The organism is Candidatus Eisenbacteria bacterium, from assembly GCA_030017955.1.
Lineage (GTDB): Bacteria > Eisenbacteria > RBG-16-71-46 > JASEGR01 > JASEGR01 > JASEGR01.
Genome location: JASEGR010000074.1, coordinates 1 through 13,052, shown reverse-complemented (window position 1 = coordinate 13,052; position 13,052 = coordinate 1). Strand labels below are relative to the sequence as shown.

Below are 13,052 nucleotides of genomic sequence, written 5' to 3'. Positions count from 1 at the left end.
GAAAAAACGGGAATTCTAATTGTCGCCAACGGGAAAAACAATTGACGTTCAACACGTACATTATTGCCATGAGCGTAAGGCCGTAGATCAGCGAGCCCGCAAGGTCGAACTGCTCTCCCTTTGCCCCGGCCCACTCGCCTCTCAGTCTCCAGGATGCCAGGGCAATCATCATCAGACCGAGGGGAAGATTTACCCAGAAAATGCTTCGCCAGCCCAGGTACTGGGTAAGAAACCCTCCCAGGAATGGTCCCAGCGAAAGCCCCAGATAGACTGCTGTGACATTTATTCCCAAAGCCCTGCCTCTCTCGCCCGGCGAAAATACGGAAGTCAGAATTGCCATCCCGGTTCCAAACATCATCGCATTTCCAATCCCTTGCAGAATTCGACATGAAACCAGCATTTTGCCTGAAGTTGAGACTGCACAGAGAAGGGATGCTGCCGTATAGACCATAGCGCCATACGTGAACGTCCTCTTTCTTCCGTGAATGTCTGCCAATCTTCCGAACGGGACAAGAAAGACAGCTGTGGCAAGAAGGAATACGGTAACGACCCAACTCAGCAGAACTGCGCTCATGCCAAATTCCCGGCCGATAGAGGGCAGCGCAACACCTATTGAGGAAGCCATGAAAGGTGTGAGAAAGGATGACAACGAAGCCACAAGCAGGGCAGACCGTTTGGTTGTGTTGCTGTTACTGCTCATTCTCCCCATTCTACCAGAATATTCATGTCCGCTGCCCGAAACTTTGCCGGTCTCCATCGCGCCGTGGTAACATCAGGAAGAAGAATCGGAGGGTTGACCATCTTGAGAACCACCGCTTTCCGGACAGTGGAGTCTGAGGTCAGGTCGTATGACCGGGATTAAGGCTCTGGGCCTGCTTTCCGGCGGGCTTGATAGCACGCTTGCCGGAATTATCATGAGAGAGCAGGGAGTAGAAGTTCTCGGCATCAATTTCAATACGGGCTTCTGTCTCACAGATCACATGAGGGAGATGAAGAAGAAAAACCCCCAGGGGGCAATCTACAAGAATGAGGCTCTGAGGGCCGGCAACGACATCGGATGTCAGATTGAAATAATTGACGTCTCTGATGAGTACGTCGAAGTTATCAAAAATCCCCGCCACGGCTACGGCTCGGCGATGAATCCGTGCATTGATTGCAGAATCATGATGCTCAGAAAGGCAAAGAGATACATGGAGGAGCACAATGCTCTTTTCGTCTTCACGGGAGAGGTGCTGGGGCAGAGGCCTATGACACAGCATCGGGGGACTCTTGGTCTGATCGCCAGGGAAAGCGGGCTGGACAGACTTCTCTTGAGGCCGCTTTCGGCAAGACTTCTTCCTCCGACGATTCCCGAAGAAAAGGGTTGGGTGGATAGGTCGGGGCTGCTTTCGATCAGTGGAAGATCAAGGAAAGAGCAGGCGGCTCTCGCTGCGAAATACGGGCTTCAGGACTATCCTCAGCCCGCAGGAGGGTGCTGCTTTCTTACAGACAAGAGTTACGGGAGAAGGCTCAAGGACCTCTTTACGTTCAAGGGAAAAGACAAGATTACGGCTGAAGACATGATTCTCCTCAAGGTCGGAAGGCATTTCAGAATCTCGCCAGCGTTGAAAGTCATTGTGGGAAGAGATGAGTCTGAAAACAACTTTCTCATGAGGCATAAGGGCTCAAGGAGCTATCTCGAACCGGTAAATTTTCCCGGTCCGGTGACACTTGCCGAGGGAGAAATGGGGGAGGTCGGGCTTGAGAACACTTTGAGGCTTGCTGCAAGGTACACGGACGGGAAGGACTCAGACTCGGTTTCGTTCAAGTTGACGCACGGAGGTCAGGACCGACTGGTTTCTGCGAAACCCTTCAAACCTGAAGAAGTAATCCGGTGGCTTATCCTGTGACCCTCGATCCTGGATGAAATGCGAGTTCTTCCATCGAGGCTCAGGGACTGGAAAACGCCTGCGGTCTTTTCTTCTTCCTTCTGTAGTTCCGGGCGAGCTCAAGGAAGATCTCGATATCGTTCTCGAGGTCTGATTGTGTTCCATCGAAGTAGAAAACCTTCACCGGGATTCCATCATGGTCCCTGCTCAGCACAGGATAGACTGCCTCACACACAATTCCGTTCATGCAAGTGAACGGGCTTATGTCAATTATTCCGTCTGCGCCCTTTTCATAGAGGTAGATGCTCTTCCCAACGCTCAGGACCATCTCGCCGAGTGCGCCGTGGCAGGGGAGATAGGGAAAGCCTTTCTCAAGAATTTCTGCTATGTCGTGGGGCTCTTCAAGACCTCTGAAATCCTCCTTGAAAGGCTCAAGAATGGCTTCTTCATCCTTCCTCTGAAAATGACTCTTGATTCTTGCACCAAGCATTTCCAGAGAAAAACTCCTGCCGAGAAGGGCGAGATTTCTCTTCTGCTCGGCCTTCGTGTACCACACCCATTCTCCAACATCTGAAAGCCAAACCTGTCCGCCGAATTTCTCTATTTTTCTTATGGCATCTTCGTTGCTGAAATCATTCAGTCTGCAGAAAATCTCGCCAACCATTCCTATGAGAAGCTTTTCCTTCGTATAGTCGGCAGGCACCGCTCTGAATCTATCCCTCGACCGGACAAGCTCTGAAACAACATTCCGCAATTTCTCGCCTTGCGGGATTCCTCTTGCCTCAATTGCCAGCCCGACACGGTTCAGGGACTCCTCGAACACGCGGTCGGTATCGCCTTCGTTAAGTTCGTATGGTCTTGTCTTCAGAAGAAGCTTGGTCAGAACATCACCCGCAAGAAGCGCGCGCCAGCCGGTCCGGATGAATTCAGATGCGTGCTCACCGAGCCCGCTGTATCCATCGGCACTGGTCGGGGAAAGAACTTCGACGTCCTGAAGTCCCCTTTCATTCAGAATATGTCTGAGGAGCGGGGCATACTGGCCGAACCTGCAAGGTCCGCCTGAGGTCGGCATGAAGAAAGCAGCCTTCTTGGGGTCAAATCCCGGCGCCTCAGCTATGCGCAGGAAATCTCCGAGGGTGACTTTTTGCGGAAGGCATTCGTCTCCGGATGTGAACCTGCCGCCAAGCTCCATGGTTCGCTCGTTCGAAGCAAGCGTTACGGTCGCGTCTATCCCGATTGATTTGAATGCTGAAGCAAGAGCTCTTGCCCCTGCGTAAGACATTCTCGGGATGTGGAGAGTTCTTCCTTCGAGAGAGTTTCCCTTTTTTGTTTCCACCATCTCAGAAGCCCCTTACTGTCGAGATAAGCTTCGCATCGCGTCAACATTCCAGCGTCACTTCCATGACCGTCGAATTGAAGTGAAAGGAAAGGCTTACCCGAGGCAGGCCCTGTAAAATGCTTGATGTATGAATCCGGGCCGCACTTGAAATTCGTAATGTAGAGAATGTGGAAATTCGGACAACGATTGACGATCTTCGAGGCCTGAAGAATTTTCCTTCCGTAGTTCCAGAACATGTTCCTGTTCAGCGGCGGCACATCCTCATCATCGAGAGGCAGGAAATCAAGCGGGATCACGTTTATCCCGTAGTAATCCCTGAGCTTTGATGGAATGTTCATGTTAACGCCCCTGTCATAGATGTTGTACGGCCTTCCGACGATGACTATTGCCGCCTCATCGCGCTCCATGACAGACCCCAAGGCCTCCTCGCCAAGCGCTCTCAAGCTTGCGAAGAACTTCCCCTGCGCCTTGTACGCCTCATTCAGCGCATCCCTGTTTCTTTTCTCCGATGCCCCGAGGAACACAGCAAACTTTCTCAGCTCTTTCTCGACATGCTTGGGGCCATACCTCATATGCACGGTCGGCTTAAGCAGTCTCGATTTGTACTCCTCAAAGAAAGGCGCGTGTTCAACGACAAAAGCGAGTGTCTGTCCCCACGGGCACAGAAATGAGTTCGCTTCCTGATAGTCCGATTCGGCATTTATGACGTTGGGAAGGAAAATGAAGTCGACCTTTTTCTCAATAAGGTCAACGATGTGGCCATGGGCTACCTGGACAGGGAAGCATGGCTCGGCGACAGTTGCTTCAATTCCCTGATTCACTATTTTTGCACTCGTTGGAGCCGAGATCGCGACCGTGGCGCCCAAACATGAAAGGTACGTCCTCCAGAACGGGAATCTCTCGTAGAAATACATTGCACGCGGCATTCCGACAACGGGCGCGCCGCGGTCTCCGGACAATTGGCGGTCGGGAGCCGGTTCCTCATATCCTTCCATCAGAAACGTCTCTCTGATCGCCACCAGATCCTTTATTACCGGTTTCTTATCAGTCTTTGCTCGTTTTCTGAACTTGTCGGAACACTTATCTCCCCAGAAAGTCTTCTGTCCCTCAACAATGAATTCCTGCATGTCACAGTAGTTGGCGCATGCCTTGCAAACAAACTCCCTCATTTTGTAGCTTATCTTGGTTATGTCGAACCCTCTGAATTTTGTCTTTACCCCGAGCTGGTTCACTTTTTCTTTTGCAAGCAGCGCTTCGCCGATTGCTCCAATGACGCCGTTATAGGGAGGAACGATTATGTCTTTTTCAAGAACCTTGCTGAATGCGGCAGCCACAGCGTCGTTGTAGGCTGTCCCGCCCTGAAAGAAAATAGTGTCGCCGATGTTCCTGCCGCGCACCACCCGGTTCAAGTAGTTGTAAACAACCGAATAAGCAAGGCCTGCAACAAGCGCGTCTTTCGATGCAGCTCTCTGCTGGAAAGAATTCACATCCTGTTCCATGAAAACGGTGCATCTTTCACCAAGGCGGATCGGCTTGTCTGTGCTCAGGGCAAGGCCGGCAAATTCGCCTTCAATCCTTACCCCCAGCCTCTCGGCCTGCTCTTCGAGGAATGAACCCGTGCCTGCCGCGCATGCTTCATTCATGGTGAAATCAACGACTACTCCCTCTTCCACGTTTATGAACTTGGCGTCCTGACCGCCGATTTCGAAAATTGTGTCCACTTTTTTGTTGAGCATTTTCTCGGCGATGAACGTCGCTCCGGTCTTGTGCGCTGTGATTTCGTCATTCACCGTGTCCGCGCCGACAAGCTCTCCGATAAGCTCCCTTCCGGAACCGGTCGTGCCCACTCCCATTATCTCGATTCTTCCCGAAAGCTCGGCCTGGATTTCACTCAGGCCTCTCCCCACGACCTCAACGGGTCTTCCCTCGGTCCTGAGGTAAATCTCCTTGATTACGTTTCCTTCAGGGTCGACCACGGCGAGATTTGTGCTCACAGAGCCGACGTCTATTCCGAGGTAACAATCGACGGGAAGCCCGGGCGGGAAAACGTAAGGTTCGACTCTGTCTCTCAGAAGAATGACCTTGTCCATGGAGAGAACAGGTTGGAATGGCAGCCCGCCCTGCGGGTTCCTTGATTCAAGCTCAAGTCTCAGGAAGTCTGGAACAGCCTGTAGCTTGCTTGATTCCCTGGCAAGAAGAGATGCCCCGATTGCGCCATAGTATGCATGATAGTCAGGAATAAGAAGCTCGTCGTCCTTGAGCTCAAAAACCGACTTGATCGCATCAACAACGGCTTCATTTGCCGCGACTCCCCCGATGAAAGCAACTCTGGGGACCACGGTTTTTCCCTTGACGATGTTGCCTTTGAAATTCCTCGCAACCGCAAGGCACAACCCCTTCAATATCTCAGGCGGCTGAGCGCCTTTCTGTTGGGCATGAATCATGTCGGATTTCGCAAACACGGAGCATCTGCCCGCTATATTTGCGCATTTTGATGAGCAGAGAGCTACTTTTCCTATTTCCTCAACATCGTATAGGAGCCTCGATGCCTGCTGGTCCATGAACGAGCCGGTGCCGGCAGCGCAGTCACCGTTTGTCTCGTAGTCTTCAATCCCTATTGAGTTGGTGAATGTATCCGTCGAAATCCTTATGTACTTCGAGTTCTCTCCGCCCATCTCAAAGATTGTCTTTACATCACAGTGAAGGGTCCCGACTCCCCGCGCAATTGCTTTGAATTCGTTTTCCCTTTCAGCTCCGAGCTGGGAGGCAATGAGGTTACTTCCCGAGCCGGTCACCTTTACTATGAAATGGGTATCATCGGGAAATTGCCTTCTAATCCCGGAGAGAAGACCTGAAGCAGCCTTCATAGGGTTGCCCAGCACCCTTGTATAGCGGGAAAGGTAGATGAACAAAGAACCGACGCGGAGGTTTTGCGGAAAAACTTCGGTTGCCAGCTCTCTCTTCTCCTCAAGCAGGAGAGCGGCTTTCGCACTGATTGATCCGACGTCAAGACCTACAAAAACAGTCAATCTACCTCCTTGGGGAATCTCAAGAATATTCTAGTTATCTGGAAAGCCCAGGGGCACGAAAGAAACCTTCATTGTTCTGCACGAAACGATGATCAGGGATCTTCTATTCCAGCACGAAATTGCCGCACAGTCTGCAGCCAAGGGTGTCAATTAGGATATAATGCAGGCGGGCCTGAGTCAACAATATTCCCACACGATGGCTAAAGTTGTGGACAAAGCTCACGCAATTCTCATAGAATGACTTAGTCGAGATATGGCCAGATAATGGGGCAGTGGCACTGATCCTTCCTCCCTTTCCGTGAGTTTTCTCCCGGCTTTCTGAAAATCGCCGAAGAATTGTGAAAATGGAACAACCAGGATTTCAAATGATTTCAAAGTGGTTCTCAAAATGCGTGCTTGTTGCAATTTTATCGTGCATCCTTGTCATCGACCTCTCCTTTGCTCAGACCGGGGCGGCTCGAGAGCCGGCGAAAGCCAGCCGGACTGCGTCGGCCTCAACCGGTGCCGGCGCCAAGGCTGCGGCCCCGCAGAAGAAATCAACCTCACCCACGAAGGCCCTAAGTAAGACAAGCAAGGCCACCCAGGCAAAGAAAAAAACTCCGGTCAAGAAAAAGAGGCGGCCCGCAGCCTCAACTAAGAAGAAAGTCAGGAGCTCCAGGAAGTCGTCACTTGCCAGCTCATCTGCTCTCTGGGCAAGGGCCGGAGTTCTGTTTGATGTGTCGGATGGAAAGATACTCTTCGAGAAAAATGCGGACAAGACTTATCCGATTGCAAGCATAACGAAGTTGGTAACGGCTTTGACCTTTCTTGATCTCGGCATCGACCTCGATAGGGTCACGACTATCGAACAAGACGATATCAGGGGGGCCCGGAAGACCCGGCTGAGGGTGGGTGAACAAGTCTCCCTTATAGATCTTCTTCATGCCTCTCTCATATGTTCCGACAATGCCGCCACGAAGGCCCTGGCGAGAGAATCAATGTTCGGAAACGATGCGTTCATAGACAAGATGAATGAAAAGGCTTCTGAACTTGAATTGAATGGAGCTCATTTCGTCGATCCGACCGGGCTGAGCTCCGGGAATGTCGCAAGCGCACTCGGCTGCGTCAAACTCATCAAGGCGGCGACTGAAAACGAGCTCCTCGCGAGCATAATGCAGACAAAAACCTACTACTATGAGTCGAATATCCAGGGACACCAGATTGGCAATACGAACAGGCTCCTTCAATCAGATTGGGACATACTCGGAGGGAAGACCGGCTTCATAAGCGCGTCAGGATACTGCCTTGTGACCTACCTTCTTGATAAGGGGAAAGAGGTCGCTGTCGTGATCCTCGGCGCTCCTTCAAATGGGAGAAGATTTCGCGAAGCAAGACTCCTTCTTGAGCGGCACCTGAAAACAGGGTAGGCAGGCGCTTCTTATTCCTTGATTTTCCCCACTGTCACAAGCGCGTAGTCTTCCCGCGGGAGGTACTTTCTTGCAGAAGCAGTAACCTGAGCGGCCGTGGTCTTCTTCACCATGGAAGGGAAGTCTTCGGCGAACTTAAAACCGGCGCCGATAGTCTCGTAGAGTGACAGCGCCCGCGCTGTCTCACCGTTTGTCTGAAGCGAAAGCAAGAAACGCTGCGTGGCGTCCGCCTTCGCGACTTCGATTTCATCACTGCCTAATCCTTTATCCAATGCTCCCCTTATTTCCTCGAGGATCGTATCTCTTCCCTTCTCGAAGTTGATTCCGGAGACACCGAGCTCGAAGGTGACGGGACTTCCGGCAAAGCTGGGCCTCAGGTACGTCCACATCCTGTAGGCCAGTCCTTCTTCGTAGATTAGCCTGAAGAATAGCCGTGAGCCGATTGCCCTGAGGGCAATCTGAAGCGAAACGTAGTCGGGGTCCTGCGCAGCCGGTCCAGGTACTCCGAGGTTCATCGTGACCTGTTCCTTGTCTTTCGTGATATTGACTGTCTTTCGGACAGCCCGGCCGGGTTCCTGTTTTGCGAAGGAAGGCCCGGTCCCTTTCTTAAGACCTCCAAACTTATCCAGGATTAACTTGTTGACATACTCGCCGTTGATGTCTCCTGCGACCGAGATTACGATGTTCTGGGGGACGAAAATCCGGCGGTAGAATTCTGAGATTTCTTCCCTGCTGAGTGAACTGACCGCAGCTTCGTCACCCAGGACCGTTCTCCCGTAAGGAGAGCTGCCATAGAGCACCTTGGCGAACCCCTTGTGCGTGAGTTCGTAGCTATCGTCTTCCAGTCCTCTTATCTCGGAAACGACTTCCTTCTTGGTCTTCTCGATCTCCTGGGGCGGGAAAACAGGTTCAAGAAGCACGGCAGAGAGAAGCTCAAACCCCGGATAGAAATTCGATGAAGTACCCTCAAGAGAGACTTCCGTGAAATCTCTGTCGGATGAAGTTGAGACCCTTACCCCAAGGGAATCGAATTTCTCTGCGATCTCCGATGCGGTCAAGACGGCTGTTCCTCTTAGAAGGAGTCTCGATGTCACGTTGGCTATGCCTGCTCTTTCTCCGGGCTCAGCCCTCAGGCCGCCCCTGATCATGAAGCTCATGGCAACGGTGGAAGCCCCTTTATTCTCCTTGGTGATGACAGTCATGCCGTTCTGCAATTCAGTCTTTTGCGCTTGCTGCGAGACTGGAACTTCCGCCTGCGGCACGGCAAACTGAGAGTTGAAGCCAGAAACTGTGCCCTTGAACGATATTCTCTCTTTCGCCTCGGGCCTCACAAGCGAGAGTGTGCAATTGGCCGGCCCGAAATATTTTCTCACGAGAGAGTTGATATCTTCTTCCCTTGCGCCCCTTATTCTCTGAAGGTACATGCCTTCAAGATCAACCGAGCTCGTCGCATAGTAAAAGCAAAGACGCTCTGCCTGCTGGAAAAAGGTCTCGCAGCCAAAAGCATAGGATGTTTCAACTGAGCGCTTTACCCTGGAGAGTTCGTCTTCAGCAACTCCATCCCGGGCGAGCAGAGAGAGTTCTCTGAATATGACAGAAACAGCTCTTTCCTCCTGGCCGGGATTCAAATCACAACCTATGTAGAAGAGCCCTGGGTCCCTGAAGGAATCATGATAGGAGTAAATCGATGTCACGATGCTTTCCTTTTCCTTCAGCGCCCCGATAAGCCGCGAGCTCTTTCCTTCAGTAAGAATCTGTTGAAGAAGATCAAAGAAGGGGGCTTCCTCACTCCCTGCCTCGGGTATATGGAATCCAAGAAGAAGGTAGGATTCCTGCGTTTTCATTTCCGTCACAACTTCTCTGAATTCGTTTTGCTCCGGCTCAACATTGCCCAGTTCAAACGAGTCTTTTCCTCTTGGGTAGGATCCAAAAGCCCGGGTCAGCTTGGCGAGCATTTCCTTCGAGTCGAAATCTCCGACGGCCGAGATTACCATCTGATTCGGAACATATCTTTCCTCGTAGAACGTCCGGAAAGTCGGAAGAGTCGCAGTTCTCACCACATCTTCCGAACCGATTGTTGTCTGCCCGTAAGGATGCACGCGGAAAGCAGTCTTCTGAAGCCGATACCCCATCAGACCTCTGGGATTGTCATTAATGCTCTGGTTGAATTCTTCAAGGACAATCTGCCTTTCCCTTTCAACCTTTTCGTGGGTGGGTTTGAGGTTCATTACGGCATCTACATATCTTGATAGTCCTTCGTCCAGATTTTCTTTCGGGACTATGATGTAATAGCAGGTTCCATCCTCGAAGGTGTAGCCAAAGAATGTGCCGAGCGCCTGAAACTTCTTGCGGGTCTCAAGCTCCGCCTGCTTCTCTGTCCCGCCCCTGAAGATCAAGTGCTCATAGTAATGGCTCAATCCGCTCAATGGAGGAGGTTCGGTCCTCGCGCCGCCGAGTACATACCCGCAGAGTGCGATCAATCCCCGGGAATGGTCTTCCTTGAGAATGATAGTGAGGCCATTGTCGAGTTTGTGAAGCTCAACGGGGGACCCTGGAAGCGAAAAGCAGCTTGAGAACGAAGAGAAAAGGAAAAGAAGTACGAATAGAACACCCGCGTGCGGAAGCAGAAGAAATGAAGGGCGCCCGAAGCTTTTTCTGGCTGATTCCCTGCCCTGTCTGAGCAAACTCAAGAGCAAGGAGGTCTATCCTTTTGGTTTCTTCTTGTTCCAGAGAGGAACAAGGATTTTCGAGACTTTTTCAAGGAAATGCTTGTCCTCTGTGTGGAAAGCATCGGGATAATTACTGTCTATGTCCAGCTCTGCGACGACCGTATTCTTGCTGATTATGGGAACGACAATCTCGGATCTTGTCTCGAAGCTGCAAGCCAGATATCTGGAGTCTGCGGAAACGTCGGAGACAATAATGGTGCGCTTGTGAAGGGCGGCAGATCCGCAAATCCCTTCGCCAATCTTGATTTTCTTGTGGATTGTGGGTTTTCCGGAGTAAGGGCCCAGGGCAAGCGAGTCATCCTGCACAAAATAGAACCCCACCCAGGTGTAGGTGTCGAAATTTTCCTTGAGCAGGGACACGACCCTGGCGAGCTTCTCGGGCATCGTTCTGCGCGATTTGGCAACGCTTTTGATTTCCCTCAGGACCCGCTCGCCGGTGTCAGAAACGAGGATTCTCTGACTTCTCTTCTTGCTCGAAGCTCTCTTTGCCGCAGCTTGCCGTTTTGCCACAATAGATTCCCTTTCCCGTTCCCCCATACTCTCACTTTCCAGACCGCCTTGTCAAGTGGGTTCTGAGAGATGTCCTTTCCCTCCTGCCGAAAATGTCGATCCTTCCTGGACTCGCTCACTCGAATTTGTGAACTCGGCCTACGGCCTCAGACAGCACAAATTCGCCCCCTTCGGGGTCGCTCCCTCGTCCACGAAGGGAATCCACAGATTTTCGGAAAGTCGGTTCAAGGACATCTCCAAGCCCACCCGCTGCACGGCGTCGCCGATGCCTGCTCGACCTCCGCGGTACGACATCAGGAACGCGTTGACACGACAGAAAATGCAGAATAAACTCGGTGTGCTGGCAGGGACCGTAGCATCGTTGAGTTCGGGGACTCTTGCAATCTGGAGGTCGCCAGGAGAATGGTTGATACTGTAGCTGTCGCCCAACGAGAGGGAATCCTGTCGTCCGCGCATCTTGCGAAGGGCCTGATTGGAATTGAGTGGGCGCTGGGTTATGCAGCCATCGCCCTCTTTATCGGGATGATTCTCTACATTACGCTCACTCTTCTCAAGAGAACGCGGCTCATCAGTGAGAGAGGAATTATCAGACTCCTTGCAGCCAAGGCCAGATTTTTTTTAAGTCTTTTTGCCGCGTTTCTGTCTTTTTATTTCCTCTCTGCCAAGAGATTGGCTGTCCTGATTGATGCAGAGAAGGGGCTGTTTGTCGCCATCCTGATAGTCCTGATCTTCCTCATCATTAAGATTCTTGACGCATTCGTGTATCACATTTTTGAGTGGCGCGGCCGCGTTGCACCTCTGCCATCACTCCTTCATGACCTTATTATCCTTCTGATCTATTTCACAGTCTTTCTTGTGGTGCTCAAGGCAGCATACAACATAAAACTCAGCGGATTTCTGGTTTCATCTGCAGTCCTCACGATGATCCTGGGTCTTGCCCTTCAGGACACACTGGGAAGTCTCATCGCCGGACTCACGATGCACTTCGAGAAGACTTGCCACGTCGGGGATTGGATCACTGTCGGCAATGTGACGGGCGAGGTCGTATTGCTCACTTGGCGGTCAGTCAAAGTAAGAACGTTTTCGGGTGATATTGCTGTCCTCCCCAACAGCGTCATCTCCAAGAGTGACCTGGTTAATCACAGTCTTCCGGACATCAGGCACAGGCCGAGCATTGAGGTGGGGACGAGCTATCTTGCCCCTCCTAACAAAGTGATAGAGATTCTGGAATCCACTGCCCTTGAGACCCCCGGCTGTCTTCCTGAACCGCGGCCCACAGCATTCCTCGTCGGCTACGGAGAGCATTCCATAAACTACAGGCTTTTCTTCTGGGCTTCCGACTTTTTCGCAGCAAGGGGAGTTGGGAGCCGTATCCTGGTTAGGATCTGGTACAACCTTAAAAGGGCCGGCATAGTAATCCCGTTTCCAATCAGAACCGTTCATATGCACGAGATCACTCCTGAGCGGGAGGCGAAAGAGAGGACGGAAGAGATAATCGAGTTTGTTTCCAGACTTAAGGGTGTAGACTTTCTTGCACCTCTGCCTGAGGAGTCCCTTAGAATAGTTGCCTCGAACCTGAAGCGGATGATCTTTGCGAAAGGCGAAGTCCTGTTCAGAGAGGGAGATCTTGGTCACAGCTTGTTCATTGTCGAGACCGGAGGCGCGCGGATCAAAAAGGCAGGCGAATCCGGGCGAGAGATTATTCTCGCTCAGCTCGGCCCGGGGAGTTTCTTTGGCGAAATGTCGCTTCTTACGGGAGAGGCGAGGAGTGGGACCGCCGAGACAACGGAAGATTCAACCTTTCTAATTGTTGACAAGAATGATTTCGAAGGTATCCTAAAGGCCAATCCTGCATCCGCAGAAACCATAAGCAATATCGTTGCCGAGAGGCTTGAAGCAACGAGAAAGGAATTCGAAAAAGCAGCTTATGAAGTGGCAGGAGCCAAAGAACCCACATCAAAGAAGCTGCTCTCGAAGATAAAGATGTTCTTCGGGCTCTAGGAAAACCGGAATCCGATTTGGATTTGTTTCCCCGTGGTCTCCGGGCTCACTTCTGCTCAGGACCCTTCAGCCGGATGCTAGTGCTGTGTCACATAAATTCACGGACTTATTATGTGGTGCCCCAGCACTTTCACAGGGGCTATCGCCCCTATGACGTTTCGAAACTTGCC

The 13,052-nt window shown here is 51.7% G+C and carries 8 protein-coding genes; 3 read left to right on the top strand and 5 right to left on the bottom strand.

Features of this window, described 5'->3' with window-relative positions; all coding sequences use genetic code 11:
- On the bottom strand, window positions 1-700 hold a 700-nt coding region (locus QME66_10840), incomplete at its 3' end, for an MFS transporter (GenBank protein ID MDI6809461.1).
- A gap of 148 nt (window positions 701-848) precedes the next feature.
- Here QME66_10840 and QME66_10835 point away from each other — a divergent pair.
- Window positions 849-1,889: a tRNA (5-methylaminomethyl-2-thiouridylate)-methyltransferase gene (locus QME66_10835; protein MDI6809460.1), complete on the top strand. Its 1,041-nt coding sequence runs from the start codon at window positions 849-851 to the stop codon at window positions 1,887-1,889.
- Between the two features lie 40 nt (window positions 1,890-1,929).
- Here QME66_10835 and QME66_10830 read toward each other — a convergent pair whose 3' ends face one another.
- Both QME66_10830 and QME66_10825 read right to left on the bottom strand, forming a co-directional pair.
- Window positions 1,930-3,207, bottom strand: coding sequence for a hypothetical protein (locus tag QME66_10830; protein MDI6809459.1), 1,278 nt, complete (start codon window positions 3,205-3,207; stop codon window positions 1,930-1,932).
- Window positions 3,096-6,236, bottom strand: coding sequence for an acyl-CoA dehydratase activase (locus QME66_10825; GenBank protein MDI6809458.1), 3,141 nt, complete (start codon window positions 6,234-6,236; stop codon window positions 3,096-3,098). The genes QME66_10830 and QME66_10825 overlap by 112 nt, the downstream gene beginning before the upstream one ends.
- A 365-nt stretch (window positions 6,237-6,601) precedes the next feature.
- Between QME66_10825 and QME66_10820 the strand changes: the two genes are divergently transcribed.
- The gene (locus tag QME66_10820; protein ID MDI6809457.1) at window positions 6,602-7,642 is read left to right on the top strand and encodes a serine hydrolase; all 1,041 of its coding nucleotides are present in this window, start codon (window positions 6,602-6,604) and stop codon (window positions 7,640-7,642) included.
- A gap of 11 nt (window positions 7,643-7,653) precedes the next feature.
- Here QME66_10820 and QME66_10815 read toward each other — a convergent pair whose 3' ends face one another.
- Together QME66_10815 and QME66_10810 are read right to left on the bottom strand one after the other, a co-directional pair.
- Window positions 7,654-10,332 (bottom strand): pitrilysin family protein, encoded by a 2,679-nt coding sequence (locus QME66_10815; GenBank protein ID MDI6809456.1) that lies wholly within the window; start codon window positions 10,330-10,332, stop codon window positions 7,654-7,656.
- A gap of 12 nt (window positions 10,333-10,344) precedes the next feature.
- On the bottom strand, window positions 10,345-10,908 hold the full coding sequence (locus QME66_10810; GenBank protein MDI6809455.1) for a GAF domain-containing protein: 564 nt from the start codon (window positions 10,906-10,908) through the stop codon (window positions 10,345-10,347).
- 375 nt (window positions 10,909-11,283) lie between these two features.
- Between QME66_10810 and QME66_10805 the strand changes: the two genes are divergently transcribed.
- Window positions 11,284-12,882, top strand: a complete 1,599-nt coding sequence (locus QME66_10805; GenBank protein ID MDI6809454.1) for a mechanosensitive ion channel family protein — start codon at window positions 11,284-11,286, stop codon at window positions 12,880-12,882.
- Window positions 12,883-13,052: the final 170 nt, after the last annotated feature.